18 protein-coding genes are annotated in these 20,247 nt (G+C 72.4%); 10 read left to right on the top strand and 8 right to left on the bottom strand.

Going from position 1 to position 20,247, the window contains the following annotated elements:
* Positions 1 to 127 precede the first annotated feature (127 nt).
* Together mfd and NUM_RS06640 are read left to right on the top strand one after the other, a co-directional pair.
* A complete protein-coding gene (gene mfd, locus NUM_RS06645) occupies positions 128 to 3,778 on the top strand; it encodes a transcription-repair coupling factor (RefSeq protein ID WP_207123700.1) in 3,651 nt (1,216 codons plus the stop codon).
* A 203-nt stretch (positions 3,779 to 3,981) separates the two neighbouring features.
* A complete protein-coding gene (locus tag NUM_RS06640) occupies positions 3,982 to 4,380 on the top strand; it encodes a hypothetical protein (protein WP_207123686.1) in 399 nt (132 codons plus the stop codon).
* 86 nt (positions 4,381 to 4,466) lie between these two features.
* On the opposite strand, the gene NUM_RS06635 is transcribed toward NUM_RS06640, so the two are convergent.
* The 4 genes from NUM_RS06635 to NUM_RS06620 all read right to left on the bottom strand — a co-directional run bounded on the left by NUM_RS06635 (position 4,467) and on the right by NUM_RS06620 (position 9,291).
* Entirely contained in the window at positions 4,467 to 5,387 is a 921-nt protein-coding gene (locus NUM_RS06635) for a CU044_5270 family protein (protein ID WP_207123685.1), read from the bottom strand.
* A complete protein-coding gene (locus tag NUM_RS06630) occupies positions 5,380 to 5,952 on the bottom strand; it encodes an RNA polymerase sigma factor (RefSeq protein ID WP_207123704.1) in 573 nt (190 codons plus the stop codon). Before NUM_RS06630 ends, NUM_RS06635 begins: the two co-directional genes overlap by 8 nt.
* 124 nt (positions 5,953 to 6,076) lie before the next feature.
* The gene (locus tag NUM_RS06625; protein ID WP_225918376.1) at positions 6,077 to 8,395 is read right to left on the bottom strand and encodes an MMPL family transporter; all 2,319 of its coding nucleotides are present in this window, start codon (positions 8,393 to 8,395) and stop codon (positions 6,077 to 6,079) included.
* A gap of 107 nt (positions 8,396 to 8,502) precedes the next feature.
* Positions 8,503 to 9,291 carry an AraC family transcriptional regulator gene (locus NUM_RS06620; RefSeq protein ID WP_207123684.1) on the bottom strand — a complete coding sequence of 263 codons (789 nt, stop codon included), beginning with the start codon at positions 9,289 to 9,291 and terminating at the stop codon, positions 8,503 to 8,505.
* A 79-nt stretch (positions 9,292 to 9,370) separates the two neighbouring features.
* On the opposite strand from NUM_RS06620, the gene NUM_RS06615 reads away from it, so the two are divergent.
* From NUM_RS06615 to NUM_RS06585, 7 genes are all read left to right on the top strand, one after another.
* Positions 9,371 to 10,201 (top strand): hypothetical protein, encoded by an 831-nt coding sequence (locus tag NUM_RS06615; RefSeq protein ID WP_207123683.1) that lies wholly within the window; start codon positions 9,371 to 9,373, stop codon positions 10,199 to 10,201.
* Between the two features lie 4 nt (positions 10,202 to 10,205).
* Positions 10,206 to 11,309, top strand: coding sequence for a nucleoside triphosphate pyrophosphohydrolase (locus NUM_RS06610; protein WP_207123682.1), 1,104 nt, complete (start codon positions 10,206 to 10,208; stop codon positions 11,307 to 11,309).
* 195 nt (positions 11,310 to 11,504) lie between these two features.
* A complete protein-coding gene (locus tag NUM_RS06605) occupies positions 11,505 to 11,756 on the top strand; it encodes a hypothetical protein (RefSeq protein WP_207123681.1) in 252 nt (83 codons plus the stop codon).
* Positions 11,757 to 11,784: 28 nt separating this feature from the next.
* Entirely contained in the window at positions 11,785 to 12,213 is a 429-nt protein-coding gene (locus NUM_RS06600) for a phage holin family protein (RefSeq protein ID WP_207123680.1), read from the top strand.
* Complete coding sequence (locus NUM_RS06595; RefSeq protein ID WP_207123679.1) at positions 12,210 to 12,539, top strand: DUF3618 domain-containing protein; 330 nt, start codon at positions 12,210 to 12,212, stop codon at positions 12,537 to 12,539. The genes NUM_RS06600 and NUM_RS06595 overlap by 4 nt, the downstream gene beginning before the upstream one ends.
* On the top strand, positions 12,536 to 13,528 hold the full coding sequence (locus NUM_RS06590; RefSeq protein WP_207123678.1) for a YihY/virulence factor BrkB family protein: 993 nt from the start codon (positions 12,536 to 12,538) through the stop codon (positions 13,526 to 13,528). Before NUM_RS06595 ends, NUM_RS06590 begins: the two co-directional genes overlap by 4 nt.
* A 174-nt stretch (positions 13,529 to 13,702) precedes the next feature.
* The gene (locus NUM_RS06585) at positions 13,703 to 15,325 is read left to right on the top strand and encodes a DUF885 domain-containing protein (RefSeq protein ID WP_207123677.1); all 1,623 of its coding nucleotides are present in this window, start codon (positions 13,703 to 13,705) and stop codon (positions 15,323 to 15,325) included.
* Between the two features lie 75 nt (positions 15,326 to 15,400).
* On the opposite strand, the gene NUM_RS06580 is transcribed toward NUM_RS06585, so the two are convergent.
* The 4 genes from NUM_RS06580 to NUM_RS06565 all read right to left on the bottom strand — a co-directional run bounded on the left by NUM_RS06580 (position 15,401) and on the right by NUM_RS06565 (position 18,388).
* A complete protein-coding gene (locus tag NUM_RS06580) occupies positions 15,401 to 15,610 on the bottom strand; it encodes a DUF397 domain-containing protein (protein WP_207123676.1) in 210 nt (69 codons plus the stop codon).
* A 130-nt stretch (positions 15,611 to 15,740) separates the two neighbouring features.
* Positions 15,741 to 16,637 carry a helix-turn-helix domain-containing protein gene (locus tag NUM_RS06575; RefSeq protein WP_207123675.1) on the bottom strand — a complete coding sequence of 299 codons (897 nt, stop codon included), beginning with the start codon at positions 16,635 to 16,637 and terminating at the stop codon, positions 15,741 to 15,743.
* 128 nt (positions 16,638 to 16,765) lie between these two features.
* A complete protein-coding gene (locus tag NUM_RS06570; RefSeq protein WP_207123674.1) occupies positions 16,766 to 17,173 on the bottom strand; it encodes a DUF6232 family protein in 408 nt (135 codons plus the stop codon).
* A 546-nt stretch (positions 17,174 to 17,719) separates the two neighbouring features.
* Positions 17,720 to 18,388, bottom strand: coding sequence for a hypothetical protein (locus NUM_RS06565; protein WP_207123673.1), 669 nt, complete (start codon positions 18,386 to 18,388; stop codon positions 17,720 to 17,722).
* A 414-nt stretch (positions 18,389 to 18,802) separates the two neighbouring features.
* Between NUM_RS06565 and eno the strand changes: the two genes are divergently transcribed.
* Positions 18,803 to 20,083: a phosphopyruvate hydratase gene (gene eno / locus NUM_RS06560; RefSeq protein ID WP_207123672.1), complete on the top strand. Its 1,281-nt coding sequence runs from the start codon at positions 18,803 to 18,805 to the stop codon at positions 20,081 to 20,083.
* Positions 20,084 to 20,247 lie beyond the last annotated feature (164 nt).

The following is a 20,247-nucleotide window of genomic DNA, read 5'->3' as shown; positions in this document are numbered from 1 at the left end:
GGCCGGGCGGCCCGGCGGGCGAGCGGAGCGGGTTGTCGGTGGGCCGGCGTAGGCTTGCGGCACAACCCCTGGGCCTGCGATCCCGGGGGCCATTCTGCGTGCCCGCGCCTTGGAGTTGACCCGACACATGAAGCTCGCCGGCCTGCTGACCGCTGCCCTCGCCGACCCGGCGCTCGCCCGCGCCCGTGACACCGCGCGCGACCGCGGCCCGGCCGCTCAGCGGTTGGACCTGACCGCACCGCCGGCGCTGCGGCCGTTCGTGGCCGCCGCGATCGCCGCCGACGCGGCGGCCGGCGCGGGCCGCCCGGTGCTCGCGGTCACCGCCACCGAGCGGGAAGCCGACGACCTGGCCGAGGCGCTGCGCTCGCTGCTGCCGCCGGACGAGGTCGTGTCGTACCCGGCCTGGGAGACGCTGCCGCACGAGCGGCTCTCGCCGCGCTCGGACACGGTGGCCCGGCGGCTGTCGATCCTGCGCCGGCTGGCGCACCCGGTCGCCGGCGAGCCGGCGCAGGGACCGATCCGGGTGGTCTGCTCGGCGGTGCGCAGCGTGCTGCAGCCGCAGCTGCGCGGGCTCGGTGACCTGGCCCCGGTGCGGCTCGCGTCCGGTGACACCGCCGACCTGGAGGAGGTCGCGCGGCGGCTGACCGACCTCGCGTACAGCCGGGTCGACATGGTGGGCGGGCGCGGCGAGTTCGCGGTCCGCGGCGGGATCCTCGACGTGTTCCCGCCGACCGAGGAGCACCCGCTGCGGGTCGAGTTCTGGGGCGACGAGGTCGACGAGATCCGCCCGTTCGCGGTGGCCGACCAGCGCTCGTTCGAGCCGGCCGGCGACAAGCCCGTCGTCGTCGCGTCACCGTGCCGCGAGCTGCTGCTCACCCCGGAGGTACGGGACCGGGCCGCGGCGCTGGCCGCCGACCACCCGGGCCTGGCGGAGATGTGCGAGAAGCTCGCCGAGGGCATCCCGGTGGAGGGCATGGAGTCGCTGACCCCGGCGCTGGTCGGCGGCGACAACCTGGAGCTGCTGGTCGACTCCATGCCCACCGGTACGGTCGTGCTGGCCTGCGACCCGGAGCGGATCCGGTCGCGCGCGCACGACCTGGTGTCCACCTCGGCGGAGTTCCTGGCGGCGAGCTGGGCCGCGGCGGCGGCCGGTGGCGCCGAGCCGATCGACCTCGGCGCGGCGGCCTTCCACAGCCTCGCCGACGTGCGCGGGCACGCCGACGAGCTGGGCATGCCGTGGTGGAGCCTCAGCCCGTTCGGCACCGTGGAGGCCGACGCGCCACCCTCCTCCATCGAGGCCGAACTCGCGGAGATCGATCCCGAGCTGGCGTCCACTGTGGACGATGTGGTGCCGGACGACGCGGTCGCGCTCGGCGCGCAGCCCGCCCCGCTGTACCACGGGGACGGCGCCGCGCTGCTCGGCGACGTGCGCCGCTGGGTCGCCGACGGGTACGCGGTGGCGCTGGTCTTCGAGGGTCACGGGCCGGCGCAGCGCGCGGTCGAGCTGCTGCACGAGGCCGACCAGGGGGCGATCCTGGTCGACGCGATCGCCGAGCCGCCGAAGCCGCAGTCGATTCTGGTCGGTTGCGGTGGGCTCGATCGCGGGTTCGTCGACGAGACCGGCAAGATCGTGGTGGTCACCGGCAACGACGTCACCGGCGGCAAGGGCGCGTCCACCAAGGACATGCGGCGGATGCCGAGCCGCCGGCGCAAGAACGCGATCGACCCGCTGGAGCTCAAGCCCGGCGACTACGTGGTGCACGAGCAGCACGGCATCGCGAAGTACCTGGACATGGTGCGCCGCACCATCAACGGCGCCGAGCGTGAGTACCTGGTGCTGGAATATGCGCCCAGCAAGCGCAACCAGCCGGGCGACCAGCTGTTCGTGCCGACCGACCAGCTCGACCAGCTGACCCGGTACGTCGGGGGCGAGCACCCGACGCTGTCCAAGATGGGCGGCGCCGACTGGCAGAAGACGAAGTCCCGGGCGCGCAAGGCGGTCAAGGAGATCGCCGCCGAGCTGATCCGGCTGTACGCGGCGCGGCAGAACTCGCCGGGTCACGCGTTCGGCCCGGACACCCCGTGGCAGCGCGAGCTGGAGGACGCGTTCCCGTTCCAGGAGACGCCGGACCAGCTGGAGGCCATCGACGAGGTCAAGGCCGACATGCGCAAGCAGTACCCGATGGACCGGCTGATCTGCGGCGACGTCGGTTACGGCAAGACCGAGATCGCGGTGCGCGCGGCGTTCAAGGCGGTGCAGGACGGCAAGCAGGTCGCGGTGCTGGTGCCGACGACGCTGCTGGCGCAGCAACACTTCAACACGTTCACTGAGCGGATGGCGCAGTTCCCGGTGAACATCCGCACGCTGTCCCGGTTCAACACCGCGATCGAGACCGAGCAGACGCTGACCGGTATCGCCGACGGCAGCGCCGACATCGTCCTCGGTACCCACCGGCTGCTGTCCTCGCAGACCCGGTTCAAGCAGCTGGGGCTGGTGATCGTCGACGAGGAGCAGCGGTTCGGCGTCGAGCACAAGGAATACCTGAAGCAGCTGCGCACGCACGTCGACGTGCTGACGATGTCCGCCACGCCGATCCCACGCACCCTGGAGATGGCGGTGACCGGCATCCGGGAGATGTCGGTGATCGCCACCCCGCCGGAGGAGCGGCACCCGGTGCTCACCTTCGTCGGGGCGTACGCGGACAAGCAGGTCGCCGCCGCGGTCCGGCGCGAGCTGCTGCGCGACGGCCAGGTCTTCTACCTGCACAACCGGGTCGAGTCGATCGAGAAGGCGGCCCGCCGGATCCGCGAGCTGGTGCCGGAGGCCCGGGTCGCGGTGGCGCACGGCCAGATGGGCGAGGAACGCCTGGAAAAGATCATGCTCGACTTCTGGAACCGCGAGATCGACGTGCTGGTGTGCACCACGATCGTCGAGTCGGGCATCGACATCCCGAACGCGAACACGCTGATCGTGGAGCGCGCCGACATCCTCGGTCTGTCCCAGCTGCACCAGATCCGCGGCCGGGTGGGCCGCGGCCGGGAGCGCGCCTACGCCTACTTCCTCTATCCGGGCGAGAAGCCGCTCACCGAGCAGGCACACGAGCGGCTCGCCACCATCGCGCAGCACACCGAGCTCGGCGCCGGCATGTTCGTCGCGATGAAGGACCTGGAGATCCGCGGCGCCGGCAACCTGCTGGGTGGCCAGCAGTCCGGGCACATCGAGGGCGTCGGCTTCGACCTGTACGTGCGGATGGTCGGCGAGGCGGTGCAGGCGTTCAAGGGCGAGGCGCCGGAGGAGATCACCGAGGTCAAGGTCGACCTGCCGGTCGACGCGCACCTGCCGCACGACTACATCTCGGTCGAGCGGCTACGCCTGGAGATGTACCGCAAGCTCGCCGAGGTACGCGACGAGGCGGCGCTGGACGAGGTCCGTGCCGAGCTGTCCGACCGGTACGGGGAGCTCCCGACGCCGGTGGAGAACCTGCTCCAGGTGGCGAACTTCCGGCTGCTCGCCCGGCGGTACGGGTTGACCGACGTGTCGCTGCAGGGCCGGCACGTCCGGTTCAGCCCGATGCCGCTGCCGGACTCGAAACAGTTGCGGCTCAAGCGGTTCTACCCGGACGCCACCTACAAGTCCACTGTGGACACGGTCAGCGTGAACCGGCCGACCACCCGCCGGGTCGGCGGCGAGCCGATGCGCGACCTGCCGCTGCTCAACTGGTGTGCCGAGCTGATCACCACCATCCTGGACGCCCCGGCGCCGGCGAAGACGAGCTGACGGGCGTGGCACCGGTCCGCCCCGGTGCTACGCCGATCGCGGTACGGCGGTGCCATCCCCGGGCGGATGCCCGGGCGGCGCCCGCGGTGCTGTGCTGTGCGGGTCCGATTCGAAAGGTCCGGCACCCGATCGTCGGCGCTTCTCGGAGGTTGCGACCCGAGACGTCCCTTGCCAGGGCCTCGTACCGCACAGGGGAGTCCGTGATGAGCTCGACGCGACAGGTCGGTGCGCTGATGGTGATCGAGGCGGTCACCTTCGGTGTCGCCGGGTACCTGCACCTGAACGGCCGGATCCCGCTCGGTTTCGCCACCGTGCCCGGCGAGTGGCTGCCGCCGGCGACGGTCGCCGAGTGGCTGATCGGCGCGTTGCTGCTGGCGGCGGCGGTGCTGACCGGGCTGCGGGTGCCCGGCGCCGTCCCGTTCACGCTCGGCGCGCTGGGCTTCGGCATCGTCGGCGTGATCGTCGGGCTGAGCATCACCGCGAGCGGCGGTCGCACCGCCGACATCGTGTACCACGTGACGATCCTGGCCGCGCTGATCGCCACCCTGGGCCTGCACCTGCGTCGCGCCCGCCGCCCGCGCCCCGTCGGCACCGGCGCCTGATCGGGAGGGCCCGACCCCGCCCGGTGGAGCGGGCGGGGTCGGGCCGGCCCCGGCCCGGTCGGTACGAGGACCGGGCGGGGCCGGCGTCAGCGCGGGAGGGTGTTCGTCCACTCGCCGGTGACGGTCGCCGCGCGGTTGGCCGGCAGCCACAACTCGGCACCGTCGGCGGTGACGACGAAGTTCGTCCCCCGCACCCGGGCGGTCTCGGGGTCGATGACCAGCCGTGCGGTGTGGTCGCCGACCGGGAACGAGATCGCCCGGCCGCCGGCGACCGAGCCGAGGCTGCGCACCCCGGGCAGCGTCGCCAGTACCCGGAAGGCCGCCGCCCGGACCCGCTCGGGCGCGGGCAGCTGCGAGACCAGGCTCGTCAACGAATCGGCGACGAGCTCGTCACGCTGCGCGCGGCTGAGCTTCCCGCCGCCGGTCCGCACCGAACCGTCCGCCGCGTTGCGCTCGACGGCGTCGGTGATCCAGGCCCGGAGCGCGGTCGGGTCCTGCGGCAGTGACCGGAGCTGTCGCACGCTGATCTCGACGCCGGCCAGCCGCAGCGGGGTCGCCACGGGCAGTGCGACGACCGCGCCGTGCGTCTTCTCGCCGCGTACCCAGAGGTGGCCGTCCTGGCTGCGCCACGTCTCGGTGGCCGCGCCGGAGTCGGCGAAGGTCATCTTCAGGTGCCAGTACGTGCCGGTGCCGTCGGGCGTACCGGCGGCGGTCGTGGCGGCGGCGAGCAGCACGTGCTGGCCGGTCGACACGGTACGGGTCGTCGCTGTCCCCGGCCCGCCCGCGGCAGGGCCACCGCCCGGGGCGGACTGCCCGGACGCGACGACGGCACCGGCGGCGACCACCGCGGTGGCGCCCACCCCCACCGCCCAGCGACCGGTACGGCGGGGCCGGCGCGGGCTGCTCAGCATGGCGTGCTGCAGCCGGTGTCGTCCTTCGTCGACGACCCGGGTGGTCGGTTCCGGCGTGTCCAACAGGGTGGCGACTGCCTGCAGGTCCTCATCCATGGTGGGTCTCCTGGTCGAGTGCGGTACGAAGCTTGGTACGGGCTCTGTTGAGCCGGGAGCCGGCGGTGCCGGGCGGTATGCCGAGCGACTCGCCGACCTCGTCGTAGCTGAGCTGGCCGAGCGTCACGAGCAGCAGCACGTCGCGGTCGCGGGCCGGCAGCGACCGCAGCGCGCGCGCCAGTCGCGGGCGCAGTCGTCCGGCCGCGGCGCGGTCGACGGCGCGGTCCTCCGGGCTCTCGACGGCGATCTCCGCCGGCATCCGGGCCAGCAGCCGGTACCGGCGGGCCTCCACCCGCCGGTGCTGCCGGACCACGTTGGTGGCGATGCCGAACAGCCACGGCCGCAACGCACCCCGAGCCGGATCGAACCGGTCCCGCTTGGCGTACGCGACGAGGAACGTCTCGGCGGCGACGTCGTCGGCGTGCTGCGGCCCCAACCGACCGGCGACGTACCGGTAGATGACCGGGAAGTACCGGTCGTACACGGCGGCGAACTGTGCCGGATCGTCCCGCAACCCTGCGGCGAGTTCGGCGTCGCTGGACGTGTCCGCCGTACTGGCGGTCACGTCACTGCCTCGGTCATGCGTGTCCTCTTCTCGGAGTCGGTGCTGACACCAGGACTCCGTCGCAACCCCGGATCCCCTTCGCGCCACCGCCGCGCTGCCGGAGCCGGGGCCCCCCGGAGGCGGGTCAGGGCACCGGGACCGGTTCGCCGTCGCGGTCGGTGGCGGTCGCCGGCGCCGGCTCGGACTCGGCCAGACCGACGCGCTCGTGCAGCCAGCGCAGCGGCTTCGGGGCCCACCAGTTGGCCGAGCCGAGCAGCCGCATGAACGCCGGTACCAGCACGCCGCGCACCAGCGTGGCATCCACCAGCACGGCGAGCGCGAGTCCGATGCCGAGCATCTTCAGCATCGCCACCTGCGAGGTACCGAACGCGACCAGCACCAGCGCGATCAGCAGCGCCGCCGCGGTGATCAGCCGGCCGGTGCGTTGCAGCCCGGTACCGACGGCGGCCGTGTTGTCGCCGGTGCGCAGGTACTGCTCCCGGATCCGGGACAGCAGGAACACCTCGTAGTCCATGGACAGCCCGAACGCGATGCAGAACATCAGCACCGGCACCGTCATGTCCAGGTAGCCGGTGGCGATCGGATGCCCGACCAGCGCGCCGAGGTGCCCGTCCTGGAACACGAACACCATCGCGCCGAACGTCGCGGTCAGGCTCAGGATGTTCAGCACGATCGCCTTGACCGGCAGCACCACGCTGCCGGTGAACAGGAACAGCAGTACCAGCGTGGCGATCGCGATGATCGCGCCGGCCGCGGGCAGCCGGGACATCAGCGCGTGCGTGCTGTCGTACTGGTAGGCCGCCTTGCCGCCGACGAGCGTGTCGTGCCCGGGGGAGTGGGTGGCGCGCACGTCGGCGACCAGCTGCTGGGCCGCGTCGCTCTGCGGGCTGCGGGTACCGACGACGGTCAGCCACGCGTCGTCGCCGCTGCGGTACCGTGCGTTCGCCGCGGTCGGTGGCGCGACGCGCCGCCCGTGCACGTACGTGCCGGTGGCGGTGTCCACCCGGGCCACGTTGTCCACGGTGGACAGCCGGGCCGCGTAGCCGGGCAGCGCGGAGTTCGCCACGTCCCGGGTCACCACCTGGACCGACCGGTCGCCGGAGCTGTCGAAGTCGTCCCGCAGTTGCTGCGACGCCTGCTGCACCGCGGCACTGGCCGGCAACTGCCGGTCGTCCACCAGCCCGAACGAGATGTGCCAGAACGGGCTGCCCAGCACCGCGAGGACGACGATCACGCCGAGCCCGAACGGCACCGGCCGGCGCATCACCCGTACCGCCAGCGTGTGCCAGAACCCGGTGTCGCCGGTCACCGCCGGCTCCGCACCGCCGTCACCCGCGCTCTCGGTACCGGTGGCCCCGCCGGCGGCCGGCGTCGCCCGGCGGCGCGAGCGCCAGCGGGCGAGCACGTCGAGCTTGTTCACCCGGGTACCGAGCAGGGCGAGCAGCGCGGGCAGCACCAGCAGCGCGCCGGCCGCGGCGAGCACCACCACCGACACCCCGCCATACGCGAACGACTTCAGGAAGTCCAGCGGGAACACCGCGAGCGCCGCCATCGCGAGCGCCACCGTGACCGCGGAGAACAGTACGGTGCGGCCGGCGGTGTGCATCGTCGCCGAGATCGCCGCCCGTACCGTGGCGCGATCGCCCCGCCCGCCGCGCTCCGCCAGCTCCTCCCGGAACCGGGTGAGGATGAACAGGCTGTAGTCGATCGCCAGGCCCAGCCCGAGCGCCGTGGTCAGGTTCAGCGCGTACGTCGACACCGACGTGACGTGCGTCAGCAGCTCCAGCACCAGCATCGTCGTGACGATCGACAGCCCGCCGATCAGCAACGGCAGCACCGCCGCCACCACGCTGCCGAACACCAGGATCAGCAGTACCGCGGTGACCGGCGTGGCGATCGCCTCGGAGATCTTCAGGTCGTGCTGGGTCTGCTTGTTCAGCTCCGAGTAGACCTGCGCGGCGCCGGCGAACTGCAGGTGCAGCCCGTCCGCGTGCTCGGTCAGCTGCGGTGTCAACCGCTGCGCGGTCTTCATGTACGTGTCGTCGTCGCCGGACAGCCGCAGCGTGATCAGCGCCTGGGTACCGTCGGAGGACCGCAGGCTCGCCGGGTGCCCGGACGTCCAGTACGACTGCATCGCGGCGACGCCGTCGGCGTGCTGCGCCCACCGCGCCAGCCGGGTCGCCGGCCCCGCCACCGCCGGCTGGTCCGGCCGGCCGTCACCGCGGACCAGCACGATCAGGTTCGCCTCGCCGGCGTGGAAGTCGTCGGCGAGCGCGCTGGACACCCGGGCCGACTCCGAGTGCGCGTCGGTGAAGCCGCCGCCGGACAGCTTGTCGGCCACCCCGCCGCCGAACGCACCGGCCAGCGCCGCCGCCAGTACCGCCACCACCAGCACCGTCACCCGGTGCCGGGCAAGCACCCCACCCAACCTGGAAAGCACCATGTCCCCACGGTCGGCCCGAACCCGCGCGAACGCCTTGTACGTTTCCGCTGCCGGCCCCGGTGGCCTCGGTCACGCCGGTCCCGCGCCACCCGCAGCGGTGCGGCGGCTCAGACCCAGGTGAGGTTGCTGATCAGCTGGGACGGGTTGAGGCCGAACACGCTGCGGCAGACCCGGTTCATGTGCGCCGAGTCGGTGAAGCCGGCCGCGTGCGCGGCGGCGGTCAGCGTCGCGCCCTCGCGCAGCACCTGCACCACCTTCTGCAGCCGGGACCACCGCACGTACGCCCGGTACGGCAGCCCCAGCTCGACGGCGAACAGGTGCCCGAGCCGGCTCGCCGACAGCCCCACCTCCGCGGCCAGGTCCTGCAACTCCACCCCGGCCGCCAGCCGGGCCGGGATCAGCTCCGCGGCCCGCCGTACCGCCGGGTGCACCCGCGGCGCCGGCCCCGGTTCGGCCGCCGCCAGCTCCCGGACCACCTCGGCGACCAGCGCCGCGCCGGCCGGGTCGTCCGGTGCCGGCGGCCGGACCAGCTTCGTCGCCGGCGCCGCCGCGTCCACCCACGCCTGCGGCCGGTGCCGGTCGGCCCCGATCCGGGCCATCAACCGCTGGCCCTCCGGCCGCTCCGGATCCAGTACCGCGAGGACCGCCCGGGTGTCGTCCGGCGCGCCGTCCGGCCGCATCGGCTTGGCGTGCGACTCGCCGGGCGGCAACACCGCCGCGTTCGGCCCGCCGGGCCGCAGCTCGACGGTGTGACCGGCTTCGTCGGTAAGCTCGGCCACACCCTCGGTGACGAGGATCAGGCCGATCGCGATCGACGAGTGCAGCGGAATGTCGCTGACCGTGCCGTAATAGGTGAGTTGTCCCGGGTCCAGGTGGACGGCGCCGGCCCATGCCATGCACCGATTCCACCATCCGCGCACTGCGCGTCGTACCCCGGTGCTCCGCCGGGCCGGCCGACGCGACAGACTGGCAACCGTGACCGAGCATTCTCGTACCCTTCGGGCCGGTCGATCCCGCCGCTCCGGCAGGCGCGGCCTTACTCGGCGTGGCGCCGTCCGGCTGGCCGCCGTGTTCGCCGCCGCCTCCGCGGTCGTCGCCGGCGCCACCGCCTGCAACGTGCAGCCGGGCGCCGCGGCGTTCATCGACGGCAACCGGATCACCCAGGCCCAGGTCGACGACGTGTTCCAGTCGATCATCGACGCCCCGGCCTACCGCGGCATCCAGCAGGAGCAGGACGCCAGCCGGCAGCAGCAGGCCTACGCCAACCTGCGGACCAGCGCCGCCGGTGAGCTGATCATGCACGAGCTGACCCAGCGGGTCGCCGCCGACGAGCACATCGAGATCCCGCCGGCCGACTACGCCGGCCTGGCCCAGCAGACCGGCCTGCCGGAGGACAACAAGTACGTCCGGCTGGAGGCGGAGAACCAGGCGGCGATCAACACGCTGCGCAACGCCGCCTGGAACACCGCGCCGGACGACAAGTCGGTCCGGTCCGTCTACGACTCGCTGGCCCAGGACGCCGCCAGCAACGGCCTCGGGCTCAAGCCGTACGAGCAGATCGCGCCGGAGATCAAGAAGACGCCGAAGGTCGGGCAGACCGCGGCGCTGCGCGGCACCTTCGAGTCCGCGATCAAGAAGTACCACCTCGACGTGAGCCCCCGGTACGGCCAGCTGGAGTACCCGATCACCGCGCTGACACTGTCGACACCGGACGGCAAGTCGTTGACCGGCTCCATCCCGCTGCAGCTCGGCGAGGGCTCGCCGAACGTCGTGCACGTGGTCAGCGCCGCCGGCACCGCGGGTTGATCCGATGGGGCGGCCGGCGCGCATCGTGCTGCTGCACACCTCGCCGCGGCTGCCGGCCGGGCTGCTGACCGCCCGCGCCTGGCGGTTGCTCGCCGACGCAGTCGTGTACGCCGGCGCCGAGACGCCGCAGGCCGCGGCCATCCGTGCCGCCGGTACCGACGTGACGGTGCTGCCCGGCCCGGCGTCGGCGCAGGCCGACGCGCTGCTCGCGGCGGACGCCGACACCGTGGTCTGGCTGGCCGGCGCGGACGGCGATGGCCCGCTCGGCCAGGCACTCGCCGAGCGGCTGGTGGCGCACCCGGAGCCGGACGAGCGGCCGGTGCTGGAGGCCGAGTACGGCTCGTTCGACCCGCCCGGCGCGCGGCTGCTCGACGTGGTCGCGGTGATGGACCGGCTGCGCACCAGCTGCCCGTGGGACCGCGAGCAGACCCACGCCTCGCTCGCGCCGTACCTGCTGGAAGAGGCGTACGAGACGATCGACGCGATCGACTCCGGCGAGCGGGCGCACCTGCGCGAGGAGCTCGGCGACGTGCTGTTCCAGGTCGCCTTCCACAGCCGGGTCGCCGCCGAGTCGACCGCCGCGGACCGGTTCGACGTCGACGACGTGGCCGGCGAGCTGGTCGAGAAGCTGGTCCGCCGGCACCCGCACGTGTTCGGCGACGTGGCGGTCAGTGGCGCCGACGAGGTCGTGGCGAACTGGGACGAGATCAAGCGCGCCGAGAAGGCCCGCGACTCGTCCGTCGACGGGGTACCGCTCGCCCAGCCGGCGCTGCAACTCGCCGCGAAGCTGCAGTCCCGGGCCGAACGCGCCGGCGTCGAGGCGGCGTTGCCGCCGGCCACCGACCCCGACGGGGAACTGGGCAGCCAGCTGTTCGAGCTGGTCCGCCGCTCCCGCGCGGCCGGTCTGGACGCCGAGGCCGCACTGCGCCGCGCCGCCCTCCGCTACGCCACCGCGGTCCGCGCCGCCGAGGCCGCGCCGCCCGCCGACCCGGAGCCTGCCGCAGACACCACGCCCGCCGACTCCACACCGACCCCTGCCGCCGACGCCGGCACCGAGCCCGCTGGCACCACCGAAGCGGGATCCGCGGACGCACGACACGCACCCTGATTCGGTGTGCCGACCCGGCCACGGGATAACTTGTGATCTCCTGGGTAGGTACACCGGGTACCAACCGCACCGCAACCGGACCGCGCGGGCCGGCGGCGGAGCGGTACGGCAACCAGACGGGGGCGGCGATGCGACACCGGCGGGCGACGCGCGCCTCGGTGACCCGCCCGGCCCGTCGCGCACCGCGGAGGCGGCATGACTGACCAACCGGTAGACCCGCCCGTCGACGAGCGCGAGCTCGCCGACCGCCTGCACGGGACCGCCGTCGCGCACCCGGACGAGCCGTCCGACGACCCCTGGTACGGGCCGTCCGACCAGCCCGGCGGTGGACCGCTCGGCCGGGTCGGTGAGCTGATCCGGCAACGCCCGGTGGTCCTGGTGGCCGCGGTTGCCGCCGGATTCGTCCTCGGCCGGCTGGTGAAGCGCGTCGTCCGGTCCCGCGGTTAGCCCATCCACGAAGCATCCGGGAGCATCCATGACGGTGACGCAGCCCCAGGCCGAGCCGGTCCACCGGGCCGGGGACCCCGACGAGGATCGACCCATCGGCGCCATTCTCACCGACATCAAGGGCGATGTCGGCCGGTTGGTGGGCGAGCAGCTCGCCATCGCCAAGGCCGAGATGAAGCAGGAGGGCATCAAGGCCGGCATCGGCGGTGGCCTGATCGCGGCCGCGCTGCTCGGCGGCTTCATGATGCTGCTGTTCGCCAGCCTCGCCGCCGTGTACGGGCTGGGGCACCTGCTCGGCAACGGCTGGGCGGCACTCATCGTCGCCGGCGCCTGGCTGCTGTTCGCGCTGCTCACCGGGCTGATCGCGAAGTCGGTACTGGGGCGGCTGAACGGACCGCAGCTCACCATCGCCACTCTCAAGGAGAACCTGGAATGGGCGCGCAGCCTGAAAAAGTGACCCCGGAGCAGATCCGGGAACGGATGGCCGACACCCGCGCCTCGCTGTCCGCGAACGTGCACGCGTTCCGGGACCGCGCCACCCCGCGCGCCCTCGCCCAGGACCTGCTGCACCGGCGCCGCGGGGGCCGATCCCCTTTACCGGTCGGCTCGGCCGAGGAGTCCGGCTCGGCCGGCGCCGGGACCGAGGAGGCGCCGAATCCGGTCCGGATGGTGGCCGGTCTGGTCGGCCGGCAGCTCGCCGAGCGGCCGCTGCTGTGCGGGGCGGCGGCGCTGGTGATCGGCGTGGCGGTGGCGGTGCTGGTGCCGGGGCCGCGGCGGAAGTGAACGGCGGCCCGGTCGCCGCGGGGCGGGATCTCGTCGGGCGGCTCGACCGGTACCAGCAGAGCCGGCCGGCCCTGGCGTTTCCGCTCGCGGTGCTGAAGAAGTTCGGTCAGGACGCCGCGGGCAACCTCGCCGCGCTCATCGCGTACTACGCGTTCTTCTCGTTCTTCCCGCTGCTGCTGGTGTTCGTCACCGTGCTCGGCTTCGCCGTCGCCGGCAACACCGCGCTGCAACACCGGGTCGAGCACACCATCGCGGACCAGTTCCCCGGCCTCGGGCAGCAGATCATGCCCGCCGGTACCACCATCCACGGCAGCGGCCTCGGCCTCGCGATCGGCCTGGTCCTGGCGCTGTGGGCCGGCCTCGGGGTGGCGAACGCCGCGCAGAACGCCTTCAACACCGTCTGGCAGGTACCGCTGGAGGACCGGCCCGGCCTGCCCCGGCGCACCGCGCGCAGCGTCGTCCTGCTCGTGGTGCTGGGCGGCGACGTGCTGCTCACCACGGCGATCAGCGGCCTCTCCGCCGGCGCCGGCTCGCTCGGTGCGGGCGTCGGCCGCGGCGCGCAGCTCCTGCTGCTGGTCGCCTCGCTGCTGATGAACGTCGTGCTGTTCACCATCGCCTTCCGGGTCCTGACCGTACGGGACGTCTCCACCCGCGCGGTGCTCCCCGGCGCCGTGCTGGCCGCCGTCGGCTGGCAGATCCTGCAGTGGGTCGGCGGGTACTTCATCGCCACCAGGCTGCAGTCGGCCAGCAGCACCTACGGCACGTTCGCCATCGTGATCGGCCTGCTGACCTGGTTCTTCGTCCTCGGCCAGCTGGTCCTGCTGGCCACCGAGCTCAACGTGGTACGCGCCCGCCGGCTCTGGCCGCGCAGCCTCGCCGGCCCACCGACCACCGACGCCGACCGCCGCGCGTACCGGGGGTACGCCGCGATGCAGCGCCTCGCCCCCGGCGTCCGGATCGAGGTCCACTTCGACCCACCGGACGACTGACCGATCCGCCCCGATGCCCGCCGGGTCGGGCCGGCTGCGCCCGGCACGGGTCGGGCCAGCCCGGCACGGGGCCGGTGGTCGGTGCGACCGATCGGGCCGTGCGCTGACCTCAGCATTCGCGATTGGCCGCCGCGCCCCTTCGCGGAGCGTCGACGACGCCGGTACGGTCAAGGTATGTCGATCGACTTCCCGACGTTGGCCGAGCGGATCGTCACGGCGATGTTGGATCCGCTGACGGCGCACTATGCCGGCGCCCACGTGGCGGACGACGAGCTGATGGACTTCTCCCCGAGCGCGGTGGCCGACCAGACGGCCACGCTGCGCGACGCGTCCCACGCGCTGTCCGAAGTGGACGGTGAGGAGCTGGAGGCGGAGGAGCAGGTCGACCACGCCATGCTCAGCGCGGTCGTGGACGCCCGGCTGTTCGCGCTGACCGAGATCGCCGAACACGAGTGGAACCCGCTGCTGCACAACCCGGGGCCGCTGCTCGACGTGCTGATCTCCCGCGAGTTCGCGCCGCCGGAGGAGCGGCTGGCGCACCTGGTCAACCGGCTCGCCGCGCTGCCGGACGCGCTCGCCACCGCCCGCGCGGTGCTCACCGACTGCCCGCAGCTGCACGTGCGTACCGCGATCGACCAGTTCGCCGGCGTGGCCGACCTGGTCCGCGGCCGGGTCGACGAGCTCGCCGCCGCAGTGCCGTCGGCCCGCGACCGGGTCGAGACCGCCCGGTCCGGCGCGCTCGCCGCGCTCGCCGAGTTCGACGCCTGGCTGCGCGCCCGCGCCGACGTCCCCGGCCGCAGCCCGCGGCTCGGTCGGCGGCACTGGGAGGCCAAGCTCTGGCACACCCTGGACACCCCGCTGACCGCCGCGGAACTCGACCGCCGTGCCTGGTCCAACCTGTCCCAGAGTGCGGACCAGCTGCGCGAGGTGGCGGCCCGCATCGTCGGCGGCAAGCCCACCGACGACGCGGTACGGCAGGCGCTCGCCGCGGCCGCCGACCGGCGCCCCGACCCGGCCGACATCGTCGCGCAGGCCCGCGCCGACTTCGTCGAGGCGACCTCGTTCGTCGAACAGTTCGAGCTGGTCACCACGCTGCCCGACGAACCGTGCCGGATCGCCGAGATGCCCGAGTACGAGCGTGGCGTCGCCGCCGCCTACTGCGACGCGCCCGGTCCGATGGAGCGCCCGGGCCTGCCCACCCTGCTCGCCATCTCGCCACCACCGGCCGACTGGTCCGCCGAGCGGATCACCTCGTTCTACCGCGAGTACAACGACGACATGCTGCGCAACCTGATCGTGCACGAAGGCATGCCGGGCCACTACCTGCAGCTCGCGCACGCCCGCCGGTTCGGCGGCGCCACCCCGGTCCGCGCCGTCTTCACCTCCGGCACCTTCGTCGAGGGCTGGGCGGTGTACGCGGAGCGGCTGCTCGCCGAGCACGGCTTCGGCGGCCCGCAGGTACGGCTGCAGCAGCTCAAGATGCAGCTGCGCAGCACCCTGAACACGATCCTGGACCAGGCGGTGCACTGCGACGGGCTGGCCGAGTCCGAGGCGATCGGGCTGCTGACCACACACGGCTTCCAGGAGGAGGGCGAGGCGGTCGGCAAGTGGCGGCGCGCGCTGCTCACCTCGACCCAGCTCTCCACGTACTTCGTGGGATACACCGAGATGTCCGACATCGCCGCTGCCCGGCCCGCCGACACCGACCTGCGTGGCTGGCACGACGAGATGCTCGCGCACGGCTCCCCGTCGCCCCGCCACCTCCGCGACCTCCTCACCCGCGGCGTCCCCAACTGACACCAACGGCCCGCCGCCCCTCGTGAGGGCAAGCGGGCCGCTGAGGGCACTGGACGTCGTTGGCCAGAACGGCAGTTACTCGGAGATGCTCGGCCCGCCCGCGGCGAAGGCGATGAACTTCCGCCAAGCGTTGGCGCCGGTGTACAGCACGGGACCAGCAGGATCCTTCGAATCGCGGATCGCCACCGTTGCTCCGAGATCCATGGCCTCGACGCAGGCGCCTCCTTGGCCATTGCTGCGACTGCTCTTCCGCCAGACGCCGTGTGCCGGGGTCGAAACGGTCATTCCGGCCTCCCTGATCCTCTCGTGGGCGGCCGACATGCACCGTGCTCGTAAGGCTGATACGAGGGCACGCTGTTTTGACCGGCCCAGTCTGCAGGAAACAGGATACCGGGAACGGGTTGTCGTGAGACCCCTAGTCGCTCTCTGTGTCCTCCATGGCCAGCATCTCTTCCGCGATCTGTCGGATGAATGCGACGGAATCTTCTTCGGACAAGGCGATCTTCCGAAGATCTTCGAAAGCCGTCTCGAACCGGGCCAGCTGCGCCGGGTTGTCGCGCAACACCACATCCCGGGGCGAGGAGTCGAACTGCATGACCGGTGGGTCGAGCGGGTCGGCGAAATAGATGATCTGGAAAGCGCCGCCGAGACCCGGATGCGAGCCGGCCGAGAACGGGACGACCTGGACCGTTATGTCAGGCTGGGATGCCACGTCCGCGATACTGGTGATCTGGTCGCTCATCACGTCCGCACCGCCGATCACGCGCCGCAGTGCGGCCTCGTCGAACAGGGCATGGATCGTCGGCGGATCGTCGCGATCGAGGGCGTGTTGCTTACGCGCCATTCGAAGTTCGACCAGGCGGTCGACCTTGTCCTCGTCGATCTTGTCGGCTCCGCCCGACCGGATGATCTCCCGCGCGTAGTCCTCGGTCTGGAGGAGCGCCGGGCAGTAGGTGGAGTAGTAGGCCTTCAGCGCCGTCGCGTCCGTCTCGTAGCCCAGGTAGTCGAGATATTCGCCGGAAGGCACAAGATCCCGGTAGGAGGTCCACCACGGGCTCTGTTGCCGATCGGCGCGGGCCAGGCCGATCAACTCGTCGCGTCGTTTCGCATCCGTCACGTCGTAGAGATCGAGGAGCGCCTTGAGATCGTTGGTGGAGACGCCGACCTGTCCCGCTTCCAAGCGAATGATCTTGGAAGGGGACCATTCCATCTTCCTGGCAACCTCGGCCTGGCTCTTGCCGGCGCGCTCGCGTTCTTGACGCAGTTCGGTACGGAGGCGGCGCCGGATGAGTGGGCGCTGGCCAGCGGGCATCTCTACTCCCCGATGAGTAGACAGCGGTAAGGCAAGGCGCCAGGTGGCATCTGGCCTTACAGCGAGACGGTCAATGCTGAGTGCATGCTATCTCTCCGACATGTCGCCGATGGCCGGGGTTCGACATCTCACCTGGTGAGAGGGTCGGACTGGGACGCCCGGACCATGGCGAACCGGATCCCGTTGAAGATGCGCTCGTCGCGGGTCCAGAACAGCTGCACGGTGTGCCCCTGGTAGTCGGCCCACATCTCGAACGGTCGGGGGCGCAGCCGGCGGATGATCAGCGCCGCGGCGCCGAGGGCGAGCACGCCGATCGCGGTCAGTCCGAGCCCGATGGTCCAGGCCGAGGTCTGCAGGCTGCAGCTACCGGGCAGCACGAACAGCACGGCGAGGATCGCGCAGATCGTTCCGGCCGGGCTGGCCGAGCCGCGGGCGATGCGCAACCGCTGCAGCTGGTTCAGCTGGTAGCGCTTGCCCTGAACGACCAGCTCGTGGCTGGTCACCTGCACGCCGGCGCGGTCGTAGTAGACGGTCATCGCGACCACCTCCACGCCGGAGTCGCTGCCACGTTGGTCCTTGTGGGACTACGAAACAGCAGGGTGATGGGAGTAACATCCATGACAGCTCTCCGTTCCGGTCAGGCGACGGTGGTGAGCTTCGAGGGCGGTCTCGGCGGCATCCGATGGCCGCCCTCTCACACGTCTGGCTGTCGTCTCTGTGGACTTGTGCCGGCCCGCTCTCGGCGGTGTCTCGCGCAGGCGGCCGGCCCGCTGGACTTGTCGCCGAACCCCGACTTCGTCGTCGACGCCCGTCGTGACTGAGGGATCTCCCTGTGTCCGAGTATCCGCCGCCTGTCCGCAAAAGGGAAGGCCTCAAGATGCCATATGGCAGATTGTTTCCCGCAGCAGGCCGTCCAGCAGAACGCCCGAACGCCGCTCGCCGCCCATCGCATCGCCGTACGCAGGACGGATGACGGCGGAACGACGAGCAGCGAAGGGCACCCTTGCTTTTCGCCGCGGTCGGTCGGGTTGCGCCCGTTCAGTCGGATCTCGGACAGTTGGCGCCGGCGACACGCAGCGTGGTCAGTTCGGGGCGGGTGTGGCCCGCTGGTCGACCAGCGGCAGGTCCTGCCGCGGGCCGAACGGGTGACCGACCACGCCGGGCTGGTAGCTGGTCAGGGCCAGGTCGATGGGCCGGCCCTCGACGGTGCCGCGGAACAGCGCAGGCGCGCCGGAATGGGTCAGGCAGGCCGTGAACGGCGCCTTGACGCCGGTGACCTCCAGACAGCGGACCGGCTGCCCGCCGATCGTGCGCCGCTGCGAGTCGATGGTGCTGGCGCGCTGCTCGGCGGCGGTCCGGACGAGGCCCAGGATCTGCTCCGTGGTGACGAACCGGTCGTCGCTCGCGGCGGCCAGGGCACCGGCGTCCGGCGGTTGGGCCCGGTCGGTCGACGGGCGGTCGGTGACCGTGCAACGCGCCGTCGTGCAGCGGATCACGTGGGTCACCAGCCGCACGTACCGGCCGGAGAAGTCGGATCCGGAGAAGAACGTGTAGGACAGTCGGTGCGGGCTGCCCTGCTGGACGAGCACCGCGTTCCCCCCGTCGGCGAGCCGGTAGTGCGCCGTGTACGACCGGAGCTGGCCGTGGTCGAGCTGCGCGGCGAGGTCGTTGACCAGCACCGAGCGCCCGCGGAAGTGGTAGGTCCCGTTGGTCGAGCAGCCGGCCAGCAGCAACGTCGCCGCCAGGGACACCGCGATCGCGATGCGGCCGGTCGGGCTCCGCCGCGCTGGCGACGGGTGGCCGGTGACGGTCTGCTTCGGGGCCCCCTCGGGCGGGGCGGACGGGCACCGCCGAGCGGCGTTCGCGGGCATGGCACCAAGATTCCCGCGCGAGGCACCCCGGGCGCAAATCCGACCGGCCGGCCGGCGCGATTCGTCCCGTGGGCGAACTCCGGCCCGCGCGGGCGGAGCCAGGAAGACACCGAGCACACCGCGGACGGTCGGCGAGCCGGTTCCGGTCGCCTCGGCGGCGCTGGCTACGCTCGCGGGAAGACCGCCGGCGGTACGGGGCGGTGACGCGGACCGACCGCAGCGTGGCGGCTGGCGTGGGGGCCCGGTCGACGCGGCAGCGCGGCCCGGCTGGTGACACAAGGAGAGCGAGGCTACGTGGCAACCATCGAGGGCATCGTCGCGCGCGAGATCCTCGACTCGCGGGGCAACCCGACGGTCGAGGTCGAGGTCGGTCTGGACGACGGGGTGGTGGCCCGGGCGGCGGTGCCGTCCGGCGCGTCGACCGGCCAGTTCGAGGCGGTGGAGCTGCGGGACGGGGACAAGTCCCGGTTCGGCGGCAAGGGCGTCGAACACGCGGTGTCGAACGTGACCGAGGTGATCGCGCGCGAGCTGCTCGGCAACGAGGTGTCCGAGCAGCGGCTGATCGACCAGGTGATGCTCGACCTGGACGGCACCCCGAACAAGAGCAAGTTGGGCGCGAACGCGATCCTCGGCGTGTCGCTCGCGGTGGCGCGGGCCGCCGCCGACTCGGTCGGGCTGCCGCTGTTCCGCTACCTGGGCGGGCCGAACGCGCACCTGCTGCCGGTGCCGATGATGAACATCCTGAACGGCGGCGCGCACGCCGACTCGAACGTGGACATCCAGGAGTTCATGATCGCGCCGATCGGTGCGGCGAGCTTCCGCGAGGCGGTGCGCTGGGGTTCGGAGACCTACCAGGCGCTCAAGAGCGTGCTGAAGTCCCGCGGGCTGTCGACCGGGCTGGGCGACGAGGGTGGCTTCGCGCCCGACCTGCCGTCGAACGCCGACGCGCTGGACCTGATCACCGAGGCGATCGAGAAGGCCGGCTTCACGCCGGGCCGGGACATCGCGTTCGCGATCGACGCGGCGGCGAGCGAGTTCTACCGCGACGGCGCGTACCAGTTCGAGGGCGAGGCGAAGACCGCCGAGCAGATGTCGGAGTACTACGCCCAGCTGCTCGACGGGTACCCGATCGTGTCGCTGGAGGACCCGCTGGCCGAGGACGACTGGGCCGGCTGGGAGCACCTGACCGGTTCGGTCGGCGGCCGGGTGCAGATCGTCGGTGACGACCTGTTCGTGACCAACCCGGAGCGGATCGCGCGCGGCATCAACGAGGGCGCCGCCAACGCGGTACTGATCAAGGTGAACCAGATCGGATCGCTGTCGGAGACGTTCGACGCGGTGACGCTGGCGCACAACAACGGCTACCGGACGATGATGAGCCACCGGTCCGGCGAGACCGAGGACACCACGATCGCCGACCTGGTGGTGGCGATGGGGTGCGGGCAGATCAAGTCCGGTGCGCCGGCGCGGTCCGAGCGGGTCGCCAAGTACAACCAGCTGATGCGGATCGAGGAGGAGCTCGACGACGCGGCGCGCTACGCCGGCGCCGACGCGTTCCCGCGGTTCACCCGCTGACCAGCGGGCAGATCTCGACCCGGAGCCCGAACGGGAGGCAGTGATGGCGCAGCGCGGCCGGTCCGGTACCGGCAACGGCCCCGGTCGGCGGCCGGGCCGATCCTCGGCCGGTCGCGCCGCGGCACCCCGGCGTGGCCGTGACGCGGCCGCCCGGCCCGGCGCCC

This window comes from Actinocatenispora comari, assembly GCF_017312725.1.
Classification (GTDB): Bacteria; Actinomycetota; Actinomycetes; order Mycobacteriales; family Micromonosporaceae; genus Actinocatenispora; species Actinocatenispora comari.
The sequence above is the reverse complement of the archived record's forward strand: the minus strand, read 5'-3'. Positions and strand labels throughout refer to the sequence as shown.